13 protein-coding genes are annotated in these 16,455 nt (G+C 51.7%); 3 read left to right on the forward strand and 10 right to left on the reverse strand.

Annotated features, from left to right (window positions below; all coding sequences use genetic code 11):
* Positions 1-62: 62 nt before the first annotated feature.
* Entirely contained in the window at positions 63-479 is a 417-nt protein-coding gene (locus WFK81_RS10085; protein ID WP_336786267.1) for a VanZ family protein, read from the reverse strand.
* Between the two features lie 56 nt (positions 480-535).
* Between WFK81_RS10085 and WFK81_RS10090 the strand changes: the two genes are divergently transcribed.
* Entirely contained in the window at positions 536-1,063 is a 528-nt protein-coding gene (locus tag WFK81_RS10090) for a type 1 glutamine amidotransferase domain-containing protein (protein ID WP_336786268.1), read from the forward strand.
* A 34-nt stretch (positions 1,064-1,097) separates the two neighbouring features.
* On the opposite strand, the gene ptsP is transcribed toward WFK81_RS10090, so the two are convergent.
* The 5 genes from ptsP to WFK81_RS10115 all read right to left on the reverse strand — a co-directional run bounded on the left by ptsP (position 1,098) and on the right by WFK81_RS10115 (position 7,329).
* Positions 1,098-2,846, reverse strand: a complete 1,749-nt coding sequence (gene ptsP / locus WFK81_RS10095; RefSeq protein WP_336786269.1) for a phosphoenolpyruvate--protein phosphotransferase — start codon at positions 2,844-2,846, stop codon at positions 1,098-1,100.
* Positions 2,843-4,729, reverse strand: coding sequence for a glucose PTS transporter subunit IIA (locus WFK81_RS10100; protein ID WP_336786270.1), 1,887 nt, complete (start codon positions 4,727-4,729; stop codon positions 2,843-2,845). Before WFK81_RS10100 ends, ptsP begins: the two co-directional genes overlap by 4 nt.
* 291 nt (positions 4,730-5,020) lie before the next feature.
* Positions 5,021-5,455 (reverse strand): CoA-binding protein, encoded by a 435-nt coding sequence (locus tag WFK81_RS10105; protein WP_336786271.1) that lies wholly within the window; start codon positions 5,453-5,455, stop codon positions 5,021-5,023.
* A gap of 30 nt (positions 5,456-5,485) precedes the next feature.
* Positions 5,486-6,778, reverse strand: coding sequence for a 3-phosphoshikimate 1-carboxyvinyltransferase (gene aroA, locus WFK81_RS10110; RefSeq protein ID WP_336786272.1), 1,293 nt, complete (start codon positions 6,776-6,778; stop codon positions 5,486-5,488).
* 35 nt (positions 6,779-6,813) lie between these two features.
* Positions 6,814-7,329 (reverse strand): shikimate kinase, encoded by a 516-nt coding sequence (locus tag WFK81_RS10115; RefSeq protein ID WP_336786273.1) that lies wholly within the window; start codon positions 7,327-7,329, stop codon positions 6,814-6,816.
* 146 nt (positions 7,330-7,475) lie between these two features.
* Here WFK81_RS10115 and WFK81_RS10120 point away from each other — a divergent pair, with 146 nt between their 5' ends.
* Positions 7,476-7,772: a hypothetical protein gene (locus WFK81_RS10120; RefSeq protein ID WP_336786274.1), complete on the forward strand. Its 297-nt coding sequence runs from the start codon at positions 7,476-7,478 to the stop codon at positions 7,770-7,772.
* Positions 7,773-7,782: 10 nt separating this feature from the next.
* Here the strand turns inward: WFK81_RS10120 and gndA are convergent, their stop codons facing one another.
* The 3 genes from gndA to WFK81_RS10135 all read right to left on the reverse strand — a co-directional run bounded on the left by gndA (position 7,783) and on the right by WFK81_RS10135 (position 11,960).
* Positions 7,783-9,195: an NADP-dependent phosphogluconate dehydrogenase gene (gndA, locus tag WFK81_RS10125; RefSeq protein WP_248757717.1), complete on the reverse strand. Its 1,413-nt coding sequence runs from the start codon at positions 9,193-9,195 to the stop codon at positions 7,783-7,785.
* Between the two features lie 268 nt (positions 9,196-9,463).
* On the reverse strand, positions 9,464-10,060 hold the full coding sequence (locus tag WFK81_RS10130) for a hypothetical protein (RefSeq protein ID WP_336786275.1): 597 nt from the start codon (positions 10,058-10,060) through the stop codon (positions 9,464-9,466).
* Positions 10,061-10,244: 184 nt separating this feature from the next.
* Positions 10,245-11,960 (reverse strand): proline--tRNA ligase, encoded by a 1,716-nt coding sequence (locus tag WFK81_RS10135; protein ID WP_336786276.1) that lies wholly within the window; start codon positions 11,958-11,960, stop codon positions 10,245-10,247.
* 398 nt (positions 11,961-12,358) lie between these two features.
* Between WFK81_RS10135 and WFK81_RS10140 the strand changes: the two genes are divergently transcribed.
* Positions 12,359-13,012 (forward strand): DUF1054 domain-containing protein, encoded by a 654-nt coding sequence (locus WFK81_RS10140; protein ID WP_336786277.1) that lies wholly within the window; start codon positions 12,359-12,361, stop codon positions 13,010-13,012.
* Between the two features lie 237 nt (positions 13,013-13,249).
* Here WFK81_RS10140 and WFK81_RS10145 read toward each other — a convergent pair whose 3' ends face one another.
* Positions 13,250-16,267, reverse strand: a complete 3,018-nt coding sequence (locus WFK81_RS10145) for an efflux RND transporter permease subunit (RefSeq protein WP_336786278.1) — start codon at positions 16,265-16,267, stop codon at positions 13,250-13,252.
* Between the last annotated feature and the right edge of the window lie 188 nt (positions 16,268-16,455).

Here is a 16,455-nt window from a genome sequence, read left to right on the forward strand (position 1 = left end):
ATGCGTAAAGGATTCGACCTTTTCTGCATAAAATCCTGCTTATCCGCACTATGTAATTTTTACTATGGGGCGACTTTCCGCCAACGCTTCTTCAAGAATGGAATCGATACCAGCACGACCCAAATGGCCGCTCCAATCATATCGTTCCGGATATCCATCGCATCGGGCATCCTGCCGCCAACGAAGGATTGATGGTATTCATCCGTCACTCCGTACAGACCGCATCCGATAATTATCGACAGCTTGTAGAGGAAACGGTCGCCCTTTTTTCCAAGGCCGTAGTCGAAAGCTGCAGCCAATATAAAATAAGCAATGAAATGTCCCCAGTCGAAGCTCGCCATATGCGGGAAAAACTTACGGAAAAACGGCAGCATCGTATTCATCTCGTCGCCTGTGCGGGAGGAAAATCCGAAAATAACCGCCATCCATATCACGGCCGGCGCAAATCGCAGAATCCGGCGTCTACTCGTTTGATTCATGCGTTCTCCTTCGTTACAATGAAATATGAAATAATAAATACGGGAGGAAATCCATGATGTCATTACATAATAAAACCGTTATTTGTCTGCTTGACGACGAGTTTGAAGATCTCGAGCTTTGGTATCCGGTATATCGAGTCCGCGAAGCCGGAGCTACCGTCCTGTATGCCGGCCCGGAAAAGGGCAAGAAGCACATCGGAAAATACGGCGTTCCCGCTGTCGCCGACCTCTCCTTCGACGAAGTAAACAGCGCCGATATTGCCGGCCTGCTCGTTCCAGGCGGCTGGGCACCGGACAAGCTGCGCCGTTATCCAAAGGTGCTTCAGCTTGTTCAGGAGCTTGACGCGGCAGGCAAACCAATCGGCCAAATCTGTCACGCAGGCTGGGTTCTCATCTCGGCCAAAATCCTGCAGGGGCGCAAAGTCACTTCCACGCCTGGCATTCGCGACGACATGGAAAACGCCGGCGCCGAATGGTTCGACGAAGCGGTCGTGGTAGACGGTAACCTGATTTCCGCACGCCGTCCACCGGATCTGCCTCCTTATGCGAAAGCGTTTGTTGATGCCTTGGAGCAGCAGGCTTAATCGCAAACAGCCTTAAGACAAAAGGAGCCGCCCGCTAAATCGCGGAGGCTGCCCCTTTCTCGTCAACGGCATCCATAAATTGCTTCAGCTTCTGATGAATGTCCGCGCTCATGCGGCACTCGAGCAGCTGCGGCAGAAGAGAGCGGCTGTCTTCCTGCGTTGTGCAGAGCAGCCGTTCTTTCACTTGCAGAATGGAATGAGAGGACATGCTTAATTCGTCTACATCAAGACCGAGCCAGATCGGCAGAGCACGCAGATCTCCTGCCAGCTCGCCGCAGACCCCAACCTTGATATGATTCCGCTTGGCTGCTTCAACCGTTTGTTTCAGCATTCGCAGCACCGCGGGGTGGAACGGTTCATACATATAACTGATTTCTTCGTTCATCCGGTCGACGGCCAACGTAAACTGGACAAGGTCGTTCGTTCCGATGCTGAAGAAATCAACCTCCTGCGCAAGCAGATCGGCCAGCATAACGGCAGCGGGCACTTCAACCATAATGCCCACCTGGATGCCCGGATCGTAAGAAATCCCTTCTCTCTCCAGCTCCTGCTTGGCTTCCGCCAATACCTGGTTGGCTGCTCTTACTTCCTCAACCGATGAAATTAGAGGGTACATCACCTTCACCTGTCCAAAGCTGCTTGCACGCAAAATCGCTCTAAGCTGGGTCTTGAACAGGTCTTTGCGATCCAGCGAGATCCGAATGGCCCGGTATCCAAGAAACGGATTATCCTCTTCCGGGATATTGAAGTAATCAAGCTGCTTATCTCCGCCGATATCCAGCGTCCGGATAATAAGCGGCTCGCCTGCCAGCTTTTCGGCGACATTTTTATAGACCTCGAACTGCTCCTCTTCCTTGGGAAACCGATTCCGGTCCATGTACAGAAACTCCGTGCGGAACAATCCAACGCCGTGCGCCCCGCTGGACAACGCGACTTCCAGTTCCTTTAAGGAGCTGATATTAGCGGCCAGGCCAAGCACCTTGCCGTCCGGGGTGACCGATTGATGACCAGCGAGGACGCTTAAGCGCTGTCTCGCCTCCGCCTGTCTGGTTTGAAGCTCGGAGTAATGCTGAATCAGCGCGTCATCCGGTTCAATGAACAGGAGACCCTCCGTACCGTCAATAATAAGAGATTGCCCAGTCTGAATCGGCTCCTCCAGCTTTGCCTCAACCCCTACGACCAGAGGAACGCCAAGAGCGCGGGCCATAATGGCGGAATGAGAGGTCGAGCTTCCGGCAAGCGTTACAATGCCAAGCACGTTGTTCGGGTTAATATGGGCCAGCTGGGAAGGCGAAAGCTCCCGTGCAATCAGAATAAAAGGCTGGGTATCGGATGGGAGCGTAATCTCCGGAGCGCCAAGCAGATGCTTGAGCAGGCGGTTTCCGACATCCTTGATATCGAGAGCGCGCTCCTTCATATACTCGTCATCGAGCAGATCGAACATCGTGACAAAATGATCGATGGCTTCCTTCACCGCAACCTCCGCGGCCTTGTACTGGCGCTGGATAATCCCCTGAATCTCGTTCATAAACACCGGATCGTCCAAAATCGCCAAATGCGCATCGAAAATTTGCGTCTCGTCGGAACCTACCACTTCCCTAAGCTCATCCTTGATTTGTTCGATCTCATGCTTGGATGTGCGTATTCCCTCGTAGACCCGCTCGAATTCCCTCGCAAAATCGGCAACATCGACACGCTGCTCGGGAAATTCCCACTCCCAGTTCGGCAGCACAAACGATTTCCCGATCGCAATGCCGGCCGAAGCGCCTATTCCTTGTATCATGGTTTTTCCCCTCCACCATTTCTCTCTTTAAGAACAACGGACAAAACCGAAGACTGCCCCTTCTTCACTGCTTTAAACGGCGCGAAGCGCCAGGAATGAACAAGATCCGAATTGGTAATAACCATCGGCGTAGCAAGAGATTTGCTTTCCTTGCGGACGCGCTGCAGATCAAAGCGCACGAGCATATCGCCAGGCATAACTTCTTGTCCTTCCTCAACAACCGCTTTGAAATACGATTTTCCGGTGAGCTTGGAAGTATCGATTCCGATATGCAGCAGAACCTCAAGCCCTTCCTGCGTGCGAATGCCTACGGCATGCATCGTTGGGTACACGATCATAACGGTGCCTTTTACGGGCGATACAAGCTCACCCTTCTCGGGAAAGAAGGCAACGCCTTGTCCAACCAGCTTGCCTGCGAATATCGGATCGGGAACATCCTCAAGCGGAATCATCCGTCCTTGTACAGGCGAACTGAACAGCACCTGCTCCTGGTCACGCTGAATGGCCTTTAGCATCTCTGCCCGGATTAATTCCGAATACGTACCAAATACGACCTGGACGTTACCGCCGCCAAGCCTAAGCACCCCTGCTGCCCCCAAATTTCTTAAAGCATTATTGTCAAGCAGCTTCTCATTGGCCACCTTGAGACGAAGCCTTGTAATACAGGATTCCATCTGCACGATGTTATCCTTGCCGCCGATCGCTTGCAGAATAAGCGGCGCGCGGTACGGAATGTCGCCTGCCCATTCGTCGAGCTGCGAGCCTTCCTCACGTCCCGGAGTAGGAATCCGAAACCGGTTGATTGCCCATCGAAACACGACGTAATACACAAGTCCAACTACAATCCCGATCGGGATCAACAGCCAGCCTCTGGTAGCCAGATGTTCGTTAATAATGTAGTCGATGACGCCGCCGGAAAAAGAAAACCCGTGCCGAATTCCCAATTCATAGGTGACCCACATAATAATGCCCGACAAAATCGCATGCACCACAAACAAATACGGCGCAACAAACAAGAAGGCGAACTCGACAGGCTCCGTAACCCCTGTCAGAAAAGAGGCCAGAGACGCATAAAGGAACGTCTTTCGGATTTTTGGCTTCAAATCTTCCCTGGCCTCATGAATGATGGCAAAGGCTATAGCCGGCAAAGCAAACATGACGATAGGATACATGCCGGCCATAAAGGCCCCGGCAGTCGGGTCGCCTGCGAAAAACCGCGGCAGATCCCCGTATACCATCGATCCGTCCGCCGTCTCGTAGCCTCCCACCTGGAACCAGAACACATGGCTGAGCAGATGATGCAGACCAAAAACGACAAGAATCCGGTACAAGAATCCGAACAGAAACACGCCAAACCCGCCGCCGGAAGCGACGATATCTCCTAGTCCCTCCAGCATGCGCTGAATCAAAGGCGCAACGCCGATCATGGCCATGGACAAGATTACGGTTACAACGCTGACGAATAAAGGCACAAACCGCGGCCCCCCGAAAAACTGTATGTATTCCGGTAAGCGCAGGTTCTTAAAACGTTCGTAACTGAAGCCGGATATCATGCCTATAATGGAGCCTACAAACACGGTTGGCTCGATATGCGGATCGGCCGTTCCGGTTACCCCAACATAAATGACCATACCCGCGAGCGCAGCCATGCCGGCTGCCAAAGCGTTGCCCGTTAGACCCAGCGATACGCCAAGCGCAAAGATATAAGGAAGAAACGTAAAGATCGCATGGCCTGCCGCCTGCAGATAGTCCGCGGCATTGGGAATTCCAAGAAGATCCCATGGCAGCTGGCTAAGAAATAAAAAGATTGCCGCAGCGGGAAGTACGATCATAGGCAGCATAAAAGCCCGTCCAAGCTGCTGAAACCTTCCTAGAAAATTCAATTCGTCACCTCCTGAAAAGAATTGCGAAGCAATTCTTACTACGTAAGCATGAACTTAAAGAATTATCGCGTCGTTTGCGATAATTCTTACTTCGTAAGCATGGACTTAAAGAATTGCGAAGCAATTCTTACTTCGTAAGCATGGACTTAAAGAATTAACGCGTTGTGTGCGGTAATTCTTTTGACCTGATCCATTTCTCTATAACGATGGTAAGGCGTTCAAGCTTTTTTGTCAAAGCAAAGACGGGCCTTGATGGCCCGCCGATGTAAGGTATAACGCAAAAGGCACTGTTTAGGTTGTGTGCTTCCCATGCGGCAGAAGAATGGAATCCTCCACCTTGATGCAGCGGTCCATAATGACCTGAAGTCCGCCTTCGGATGCAATTCTCGCGGTCTCGTCATTTGCGATGCCGAGCTGCAGCCAGAGGGTCTTCGCACCGATAGCCACGGCTTCTTCCGCGATAGGCGGCGTATGTTCCGGACGGCGGAAGACGTTCACGATATCAACAGGCTCAGGAATATCTTTGAGAGAAGCATAACTGTTCTCGCCAAGAATAGTCTCGGCAGCGGGATTTACCGGAATGATGCGGTAGCCCTTCTTTTGCATCGCCTCCGCTACCATGTAGGATACGCGGTCCGGCTTGTCGGACAATCCCACTACGGCAACCGTGTTGCTCGCTTGCAGAATTTCCTTGATTTCATCTCGGGTCGGATTTTCAAATGCCATAATCAGCGCCTCGCTTTCATCCTTTTTTATTTATTCTACCCATTCTACGTTTGCGCCTAACGCTTTCAAATGATCGAAATAAATCGGATAGGACTTGGCAACATGGTGCGCGTCGCGGATCCGGATCGGATTTTTGGCGCGCAGGCCAACGACGGTAAGCGCCATAATAACGCGATGATCGTAATGGGCATTAATCTCCACGCCGCCTTCAACGCCTTCCGGACGGCCGTGTACGATAATCTCGGCTTGGCGTTCTTCTACGTTAGCGCCGGCTTTGCGCAGCTCGTTCAAGTAGTCCGTAATGCGGTCGCATTCCTTGTAACGAAGATTCTCAACGTCATAGAAGCGCGAGGTTCCTTCGGCAAAGACTGCCGCGGCAACCATAGCGAGCACCGCATCGGTTGCTTTGTCGCCGTCGAACTCGACCGCTTTCAGCTTGCCGTTGCCTTTAACATGAACAATCCCGTTCTCGTGAGTAAGCGGCACTTCCATCATGCGGAGCACGTCAACAACCGCGCGCTCGCCTTGCTTGCTGTTCTCAGCCAAACGGTGAACGATGACGTCCGAGTTCGTTACCGCAGCCGCGGCAAGAATCGCCGCCGAACCCGGGTAGTCGCCTTGAACGACATAGTTCTTTGCTTCATATTTTTGGTTGCCCGGTACGCGGTAGTGCATGAGATCTTCGCTAGCGTGGATCACGATGCCAGCCTGTTCGAGCACTTCAAGCGTCTGGCCCACAACAACCTTGGATTTCAGATCATGCAGCACTTCGATTTCGCTGTCTTCCTCCAGAAGTGGAGTAAGGAACAGGAGCGCGCTTAAGAATTGCGAGCTGACATTGCCCGATACCTGGATTTTGCCGCCTTTTGGCTTTCCGCCTTGAATGCGGATTGGCAGCTTGCCTTCGTTATGTTCAATCTTTACGCCCATTTGGCCAAGCGCATCGATCAGATCGTTATGTGGACGTTTGCCCAAGGAATCCGGATAACGGTTAATGAAAGTAACATCCGGGCACAGTGAAGCAATGGCCATCAAGAAACGCAGAACCGCGCCGGCATTGCCTACATCAAGTTGATCTACGGCTTTCGGATTTTTGCCAAAGCCCGTAATGACGATTTTCTCGTCGTCCTCTTCTACGATTGCACCCAAATCGCGGATACAACGGCGCATCGCGTCGCTGTCCTCGCTATGAGCGGGGTAATAGATCGTGCTTGTGCCATCCGCAAGCGCAGCGACAAGCAGGTAGCGAGTCGTATAGTTTTTAGAGGAAAGCGCTTGAATTTCCCCTTGGAGTGTTGGAGTAGGTGTAACGATTACGTCCATTATGCAGCAATTCTCCTTTTTATTAGAGTGGTTCGTTATTTCTCCTGCCATGCCTTCAATATCATTTCGGCCGCTTCCTGCGGCGTTAATGACGTTGTATCCAAACGGAGATGCGCAAAATCATAAGCGTTCTTGCGCTGCTCCATAATCCGGTGAACGTTAGCCGCAATATCGCCCTGCAGCAGCGGACGGGCCGTATCGGATTTCACCCGATCGATAATATGCTCCGCGTCTGCCGTAAGAGCGACTACAAATCCGTGCTTCAGCATGGCTTCCCGGTTCCGCTCCATCAGCACGCAGCCCCCGCCGGTCGCAATAACGGAGCTTTCCTCCGCTTCCAACAGCGATGCAAGCACTTTGCTCTCGATATCGCGGAAGCCCGCTTCGCCCAGGGTCTCGAACAGATTCGAGATCGTCCCTTCGCGCTCTACGATCACTTCATCCGAATCGTAACGGGACCAGCCAAGCTGCTCTGCAAGCAAACGGCTGACGGTGGATTTGCCCGTTCCCATAAAGCCTACCAATACAATTTTGCTTGTGCGTTGCTCCAATGCAAGAACTCCCCTATCGTCTTTTCCCCTACATACATGCTTTTCCACAACATCATATCATTTTTTATCTGGTATAGGGTATAAAAATGTTGCATATGCCGTATGGATGATAATGATGCATATTTCATAAATAGGAGTGAAAAGGCATGACCACTGAATCGAATTTGCCCGATAGCCGTCTGACCAACGACCGTATTGACCGTATCTTGAGCCCAGATCACCCGCTCTGCCGCGAGGACGTGGTCTGGATGCTTGAATATATTAAAAAAAAGGTGGCTGACGGGGACCCTGCACTCAGGGACCTTTCGCAGCCACGCTTATTGAAAAACTTTCATTATTTCGCCGAAGCTTCCATGCTGCTTATCCGCCGCAAGCATTACTCCGAACAGGAGGCTACCCGCCTGCGGAATTGCCTCATCGAAGCTTCATACGGGCTAAAATAATCGAACCGGATTAGGAATTCATCCAGTTGTAGTGGAACGTGCCTTCTTTGTCCAGACGTTTGAAGGTATGCGCACCGAAGTAGTCGCGTTGCGCTTGCAAAAGGTTTGCAGGCAGACGCTCTGAACGGTAGCTGTCGAAGTACGACAATGCGCTTGCGAATGCTGGCACCGGTACGCCGTTAGCTACGGCTGTGCCAACCACTTCGCGCCATGCGCCTTGGTACGAATCAACGACACCTTGGAAGTAAGGATCAAGAAGCAGGTTGCTCAGGTTAGGATCGCGGTCATAAGCGTCCATGATGTTTTGCAGGAAGCGCGCGCGGATGATGCAGCCGGCACGGAAGATTTTTGCGATGTCGCCATAACGCAGGTTCCAGTCGTATTCTTCGGAAGCTGCGCGCATTTGAGCGAAGCCTTGTGCGTACGAGCAGATTTTCGAAGCGAAGAGAGCTTTGCGAACCGACTCGATGAAGGCTACTTTGTCGCCTTCGAAAGGTTTTTTCTCAGGACCGTTCAATACTTTGCTAGCTGCGATGCGCTCGTCTTTCATAGCGGACAGGAAGCGAGTAAATACGGATTCCGTGATGATCGACAGCGGCACGCCCAAGTCGAGGGAGCTTTGGCTCGTCCATTTACCGGTGCCTTTTTGGCCGGCGGAGTCGAGGATCACGTCAACCATTGGCTTGCCAGTCTCAGGATCGTATTTGGAGAAGATGTCGGCCGTAATCTCGATCAGGTAGGAGTCGAGCTCGCCTTTGTTCCACTCCGTGAAGATGCTGTGAAGCTCTTCAGCGTTCAGGTCCAGCGTGTTTTTCAGCAGGTCGTAAGCTTCGCAGATAAGCTGCATGTCGCCGTACTCGATGCCGTTGTGAACCATTTTTACATAGTGGCCCGCACCGTCCGGACCGATATATGTGCAGCAAGCGTCGTCGCCGACTTTTGCCGAGATAGCTGTAAGGATAGGCTCAACCAGCTTGTAAGCCGATTCTTGGCCGCCTGGCATGATGGAAGGGCCTTTCAGCGCGCCTTCTTCACCGCCGGATACGCCAGTACCGATGAAGCGGATGCCTTGCTCTTCAAGAGCTTTGCTGCGGCGAACCGTGTCAGGGAAATAAGCGTTGCCTCCGTCGATGATGATGTCGCCTTTGTCCAGATGCGGAACAAGAGCGTCGATTGTTGCGTCAGTACCTGCGCCTGCTTGTACCATGATCAGTATTTTGCGAGGAGATTCGAGCGATTGCACGAACTCTTCAACTGTGTATGCAGGAACAAGGTTTTTGCCTGCGGATTCTTTGATCAATTCATCTGTTTTCTCACGGGAACGGTTGTACACCGATACAGTGAAACCTCTGCTCTCAATGTTCAGGGCAAGGTTTTTACCCATGACTGCGAGGCCGATAACGCCAATTTGCTGTTTAGCCATTTGGTTCTTCCATCCTTTTCTTTATAATATGGTGGTCTTCAATAGTCTTATATTACTCCTTTTGCAAGGAGATGAAAACCATTTGCGCGGAATTTGTCGGCAATCGTCCATTAGTTTTCCTGACCGCTTTAGAAAGTTTACCTTATATTGCGAAGAAATGCTAACCAGAAAATGAGAAATCCGGCGCGTACAAAAAAACGAATCAATCAAATGATTCGCCAGGAACCATCCGTTGATTCGTTTTTCGAAAAAAAATATTTATGAGACCTCAAAGCTCCAGCTGCAGCATTTCCGAACGGAGCAGCGCCAGCTTTTCCTTCGACTCGGCAATAGCTTCCGCATTATTCTCCTGAAGGGCGTCGAAAAGTACCGTCAGTTCGTAATCCAGTTCATAACGCAGCACCACCGCGCGTTCTTCGGCACGCTTGGATTGGAAGGCTTTGATCATTTCCTCTATAGTTACGAATGGCTTCTTTTGATAAATAATCCGATGTTCCATTCCGGACACCTCCACAAGTCGTATTATTTCACCAAACATGATGTTCTCAATGACGATCTGACGATCTTTGATCCGCTTGACTATCGCATGTCCACGTGTGTCATTAATAAGCTTTTCAAGCAACTCCGACAGCTTCTCGTCCTTAATGGTGTAATCCCCAACGATCTTGTAACGGTTCTTCATCCGCTGAAACCTTAACTTCACGAGCTTACGACCTGTTCGAATTGAAATGAGGAACTGCCCCTCCGTCTCGCTCCAATACAAGGAGTACCCTTCCTGAATGAGATCACGGATGAGGTTTTGGATTTGCCGGCGGTCAAAACGCAGCTCCAAATTGCAATATTCGACTTCGTAGCTCTTATTCACGGCAATCCCTCCTTTCAAGCATTTGACGAAATAGTCTGACAATTTGGTCTTACTTCTATCTTATACTCCATCTTATGATCTGGCAACTTGGATTATTGACTAATTTTAAAGGATTGGCCGTCCAATTCGAAAAAAGGGCAGTCAAGCCGTCCATTTCGGAGGCCTGACCGCCTCGCGGGGTTTATTAGGATCCGAAATAATCTCTTACAAGCGTCAACGCTTCCTCTATCGTCGCCTGCACGGACTCCTTTTGGTCTCTGTACTTCAGTTCTATCGTTCCGTCAGCGGCCTGTCTTCCGACGACAATCCGGACCGGGATGCCGATCAGATCGGAATCCTTGAACTTCACGCCCGGACGCTCGTCGCGGTCATCCAGCAGCACCTCAAAGCCGGCGGACATAAGCTCGCCGTAAAGCTTGCCGGCTACATTCATTTGCTGCTCGTCTTTCGAGGATATAGGCACGACGTGAACTTGATAAGGCGCCAGCTCAAGCGGCCAGAGAATCCCCTGCTCGTCATGATGCTGTTCTACAACCGCGGACATGACGCGGGATATTCCGATTCCGTAGCATCCCATTATGATGGGCTTCTCCGATCCCATAGCGTCAAGATAATTAGCCTGCATGACTTCGCTGTACTTGTTCCCAAGCTTGAATACTTGCCCAACCTCAATCCCCCGGAACATGCGGAGCTTCCCTTCCGCGCAATTCGGACAACTATCCCCCGGCACGGCATTGCGTACGTCGCCCAGCCGGGTAATCTCAAAATGCACGCCGGGACGGACATCTTTCCAGTGATAGTCCGTTTCATTTGCGCCTGCAATGGCGGAATCCGTATCCGCAGCGGAGTAATCAACGATAACCGGAATGCTTAATCCGATTGGTCCGGCAAAGCCAATTGCCGCGCCTGTCAATCTCTCCGTCGTCTCCTGATCGGCAAGCTCCAGCTTATCCGCCCGCAGCAAGCCTGCGAGCTTAATCTCGTTGACTTCATGATCGCCTCGGACGATTACCGCGACAGGGTTGCCGCCCGCTAGGAACAGCAGCGTCTTCAGCATCTTATCCGCGGAAGTACCCAGCGCCTGAACAAGCTCCTCGATTTTTCTGACATTCGGAGTATGGATTTTCTCCGGCACAGGGTAAGCAGCTGAGTCTCCTGTACTTACAGCCGTCTCAGGGATTCTATAGCCCGCTTTCTCGAGATTCGCCGCATATTGACAGTGGTCGCAGGCCGCGATCGTATCCTCGCCGATATCGGCAAGCGCCATAAATTCGTGGGTGCCGCCTTCTCCGCCTATGGTACCCGCATCCGCTTCCACCGGACGGAAATGCAGCCCGCAGCGAGAAAATATCCGGTGATAGGCATCATACATCTTTTGATAGCTGTCATGAAGCCCTTCCCAGTCGGCATCGAAGGAGTAGGCATCCTTCATCATAAATTCCCTGCCGCGAAGCAAGCCGTAACGAGGTCTCTTCTCGTCCCGGAATTTGGTCTGGATCTGATACAACGTAACCGGCAGCTGACGGTAAGAGCTGACTTCCCCGCGCACCAGATCCGTAATGACTTCCTCATGAGTCGGACCAAGCGCGAATTCACGGTCATGCCTGTCCTTCAGCCGGACCAGCTCGGGACCGTATTTCTCGTAGCGCCCGGATTGCCGCCATAGATCGGCGGGCTGCATCGCGGGCATAAACACCTCCTGGCAGCCGGCGTTGTCCATTTCCTCCCGAATAATCGCCTCCAGCTTGCGCAGCACCCGCCGGCCCGTTGGCAAATACGTATAAATTCCGGCAGCAAGCTGCCTGATTAGGCCTGCTCGCAGCATCAGCCGATGGCTGATTGCTTCCGCTTCGGAAGGCGCTTCGCGCAAGGTTGGCAATAACAGTTGACTTTGACGCATCGTTCTCACTCCTGACTATAGGTATAAAAAAGAGCACATTCGCAAGGGACGAATGTGCTCGTGGTACCACCCTTTGTTAACCGGGGCAGCAATGCTGCCGGCTCTCTAATAGATAACGGGATTCTCATCCCGGCAAAGACCGATTTGGAAAAGGCAGCCTTTGCAGCTCACAAGGCAGGATGAGTCTTAAGCGTTCATGGAAGCCTCGCAGCGGTGGGCTTCCTCTCTGAAATGAACATTGGCTTAATGCTCGACCTTGATCAAAGCTGTTGGAATATTTAGATAAATTTACAACATGCGTACTTCCGCGTCAAGATGGTCCTAGATGCGCGGATAGGAACAAACGTGCTATAATCAAGCTTAATTATCGGCTTTCATTACGAGGAGAGATCAAATAGATGACCACAACCCCAACAACCGGCACCTTTGCGGGCTTTGAGCAAAAGGATTTTGACACGTTTCTGATCGAAGGACTGGAGCAGCGCATGGCTGCCATTGAGGAGCGAATTCGTCCGAAGTTCCGCTATCTGGGCGAAAAGCTTGCCGGCGACATTGCGGTGCATGCAGGCGACGAAATGTACTTGCATATCGCCAAGCATGCCCGCCGGACCGTGAATCCGCCCAAGGATACCTGGCTTGCCATCTGCAACAATAAACGCGGTTACAAAGCGCATCCTCATTTCCAGCTTGGCTTGTTCGACGACCATCTGTTTCTGTGGTTTGCCCTTATTTATGAGGCTCCTAATAAGTCCAAAATCGCTTCCATCTATCTGGACCATCTGGACGAAGTAATCGCGGCTGTACCTTCGGATTACGCGATTTCGCTCGACCATATGAAGAAGGAGTCCAAGGCCGTAAGCGAAATGAGCAAGCAGGACTGGATCAACGCCCTTACCCGCCTTCGCGACGTGCAAAAAGCCGAGCTGCTGATCGGCCGCCATCTTCCTGCCGGCGATCCTCTTCTTCACGATGGGGACGCGCTGTACAAGCTTGCTCAGGATACCTATGAAACGTTGATGCCTTTGTATCGTTTGGCTGCTAAGTTGGGTTAAAGGGGCAGACTGCGCATTTGAATGTTCTTCCGATCGCCATTGCTCAGGGATTCCTTTGACTAGATTGAACAAGGTTGGAATCCCTTCACAAAAACGAACGCTAACGCTTCTCCAGAATCATTCAAACGCTCCGCTTGCCAATTAACCTGAAAAATAGCAAAAAAACGATACAAAGGCTTTGGGGAGAACAGAAAAGCTGTGCGGAATTGAACTCCGCACAGCTTTTTTTGATTGGGATTAGACCGCTGTAACCGTTTTGGCAGCTTGTGCTTTAGCACGGCGCTGCTTGCGGGAAGCGCGGAAGAAGAACAATTCGTACATGCAAGGAACAACGATCAGCGTCAGAAGCGTGGCCGCAGCCAGACCGCCGATCACGACGATCGCTAGACTCTGCGATACGATACTGCCCGATTCGCTGGCTCCGAATACAAGCGGAAGCATAGCGCAAATCGTTGCGACAGCCGTCATGATGATCGGACGCATCCGGGTCGTTGCCGCTTCTACAAGCGCATCGCGGATCGACATCGTTTCTTCGTTTTGCTTCACGCGGTCTATGAGAACGATCGCGTTCGTCACAACGATGCCTATCAGCATCAACGCGCCAAACATCGCCGTAAAGTCAGGCGTAACGCCGGAGATCAAGAGGCCTACGACTGCGCCAATCGCCGCAAGCGGCAAGGAGAACATAATGGCGAGCGGAGCGCGCAACGTTTTGAACGTCAAAACCATGATCAAGTACACGATGCCGATCGAGATGAGCGCCGTCATGCCAATGTCTGCAAAATCGCTTGCCTGGTCAGCCGATGCGCCGCCAACCTTCAGTTCAACGCCATTCGGAAGCTGCAGCTTATCTGCGGCTTTCTTAATATCCGCGCCTACAACCGATAGCTTCTGCGGATCCGCATCAGCCGTAATCCGTACATAGACTTTGCCTTCCTTATGGTAATACAAGCTAGGTTCTTCCGTGCGGACCAGCTTCGCTACGCTTGATACCGGAACCACGCCGGATTCTGTAGCAATGGTTAGATTCTTAAGAGCCGCTTCGGTATCCGGATTGATAACCGGCTGCACAACGACTGAGGTGTCGCGTCCGTCTACCTTGATGCTGCCAACCGGCACCGGATTGAGGATGCTCTGCAGCTGCGTCGAAACTTCCTGGCCTTTCGCTTTTTCCGGGTCCACCTGGAACGTATACACCGGCTTTTTCTCTTCCTGGTTGCTTTGTACTTTAAGAACGCCTTTAATTGGCTTGATTGCGGCAATCAACTGATCCGCTGTTTGCGTCAGCTTCTCGGGATCATCGCCCGTAACGTCAACGAAGACTTGCGAGCCTCCGCCGCCCATCATCAAATCCGTCGTATTTACTGAAAGCTCGGCATCGCTGAAATTCGTTTTTTGCTTCTTCACTTCATCCATAAATACTTCGGCGTCCACGCCTTTCTTCAAATCAACCATATACGTAACAAGCGTCGGCGAGGATACCGAACCGAATTGCGCATTTTCAGAGCTGTTGCCAAGCTGCATGATGACCCATTCCACGCTTTTGCTGTCCTTCAGGAAATTCTCGAGCTGCGTGCCGCCCTGCTCAACCTTCTCGGACGGCGTATCGCTCGGATACTGCAAGGAAATGTTCAAATTCTCCGCGCTGGAGGAGTCAAGCGCACCCTTCGGCATCATCGCGTAAGAGCCGATAGAGCCTACGAACAGAAGCAAGGCGATAAGAAGAGTCACCCATTTGTGCTTCAGATTCCAACGGATAAACGATGCAAATTTCTCGGAGCCTTTATGCGGCTTTTCCTTCGTGCCCCGAAGCAGAATCGCGCTGAGCAGCGGCACAACCGTTAAGGCAACTAGCAGCGAAGATAAGAGCGAATACGCTACGGTCAACGCGAACGGCAGCAGGAAGGCCTGCAGGGAACCTCGGAGAAGACCCATCGGAAGGAATACCGCAACCGTAACCAGCGTAGAAGAGGTAATCGCTGTTGCGACTTCTTTTGTTGCATCGGTAATTACGGTAACCGAGAATGGCTCCTTTTGCAGCCTGCGGTAGATGTTCTCGATAACAACGATACTGTCGTCAACGAGACGTCCAACCGCTACAGCCACACCGCCAAGCGTAATGATATTAAGGGTTACGCCGGACAGATCAAGCAGGTACAGCGTGATGCCAAGCGACAACGGAATGGATACGATTGTAACCAGCGTCGCGCGGAAATTACGCATGAAGAGCAGGATGATGATTGTTGCAAACAATGCACCCATCAGTACTTCGCGAAGCATGCTGTTTACCGAATGAGTAACCGATTCGGCCGTGCTGAGCAGAACAACCGCGTCAACGCCTTTTACATCCTTGTTCAGACGCTCGACCGTTTTCTCGACGTTTTTGCCCGTAGATACGGCGTTGGCATTAGCCGACTTCGATACCGTGAACAAAATCGCGTCCTTGCCGTTCATCCGGCTGATGCTCTCCTGCTCTTTCGCCTGCTCAACCTTCGCGACATCGGACAGCTTCACGCCAGGCGCAACCGGAAGATTGCGAAGCGTATCGATGCCGGTTACTTCGTCATAAACATTAATGTTGCCGGCTGCGCCGTCCACGTTGCGTTCGCCGATCGAAGCGGATACGCCGCGTCCTTGCAGCACGCCGAGCAGGGATTGCACCGGAAGTCCTTTTTGCGCCAGCTTATCCGTATCGGGAGTAATGTGGATCGATGGCGTCGACCTGCCGTTTACGCTGATCTGACCCGCTCCCTCAGACTTCTGCAATTCCGTATTGACCAGCTTGATCTTGGCATCCTTCTCCTGCTCGCTTAGACCTTCGTCAAACGTAACCACGATCCAGGAGATCGGAATCATCGACGTATTAAACTGTACGACAAAAGGTTTCATGACGCCTTGCGGAAGCTGTACCTGATCAACGGATCGCTCAATCTCTGCTTTAGCTTCCTTCATATTCGTATTGGAATCGAAATTTACGTTAACCTGGGCATAACCGTTCCCCGAAGTCGAGAACATATCGGTCTTGCCTTTCGTGAACATAACCGCTTCTTCGAGCGGATTGGTCACTTGCTGCTCCATCGATTTGGCGTCCATGCCTGGCCCGATGACGGTCACCATCACTTGCGGGTTATCCGCTTCCGGCAGGAACTCCATTGGCAGCTTCAAATAACTGATGACCCCAACCGTCAATGCCATAACGACGATCAGGATAACGGCCGCCTTGTTGCGGAACGACCATTCGGTTAACTTATTCATTACAACTACTCCTTCTCCCTATTCGGATTTCTCTTTTATGTGTTTTTGACATTTCTAAGCATACCTGCATTGAAAATAATGTAAAAACGTCTCGAGACGGTATTTGCTCTCGCCTCTGGTCGGAGCGCTTCTACGACTTAGGTCCAGTATAAAAAAATGAGCAAGTACTCACTTTACAGTTGGGCTGA

This window comes from Paenibacillus sp. MMO-177, assembly GCF_037147795.1.
Classification (GTDB): domain Bacteria; phylum Bacillota; class Bacilli; order Paenibacillales; family Paenibacillaceae; genus Pristimantibacillus.

What these genes read in the sequence shown, in the direction of transcription:
- aroA (WP_336786272.1), bottom strand. Translation starts at nt 6,778, where the DNA reads ATGGACGTAATCGTTACACCTACTCCAACACTCCAAGGGGAAATTCAA.
- WFK81_RS10105 (WP_336786271.1), bottom strand. Translation starts at nt 5,455, where the DNA reads ATGGCATTTGAAAATCCGACCCGAGATGAAATCAAGGAAATTCTGCAA.
- ptsP (WP_336786269.1), bottom strand. Translation starts at nt 2,846, where the DNA reads ATGATACAAGGAATAGGCGCTTCGGCCGGCATTGCGATCGGGAAATCG.
- WFK81_RS10135 (WP_336786276.1), bottom strand. Translation starts at nt 11,960, where the DNA reads ATGCGTCAAAGTCAACTGTTATTGCCAACCTTGCGCGAAGCGCCTTCC.
- WFK81_RS10120 (WP_336786274.1), top strand. Translation starts at nt 7,476, where the DNA reads ATGACCACTGAATCGAATTTGCCCGATAGCCGTCTGACCAACGACCGT.
- WFK81_RS10145 (WP_336786278.1), bottom strand. Translation starts at nt 16,267, where the DNA reads ATGAATAAGTTAACCGAATGGTCGTTCCGCAACAAGGCGGCCGTTATC.
- WFK81_RS10085 (WP_336786267.1), bottom strand. Translation starts at nt 479, where the DNA reads ATGAATCAAACGAGTAGACGCCGGATTCTGCGATTTGCGCCGGCCGTG.
- WFK81_RS10090 (WP_336786268.1), top strand. Translation starts at nt 536, where the DNA reads ATGTCATTACATAATAAAACCGTTATTTGTCTGCTTGACGACGAGTTT.
- gndA (WP_248757717.1), bottom strand. Translation starts at nt 9,195, where the DNA reads ATGGCTAAACAGCAAATTGGCGTTATCGGCCTCGCAGTCATGGGTAAA.
- WFK81_RS10140 (WP_336786277.1), top strand. Translation starts at nt 12,359, where the DNA reads ATGACCACAACCCCAACAACCGGCACCTTTGCGGGCTTTGAGCAAAAG.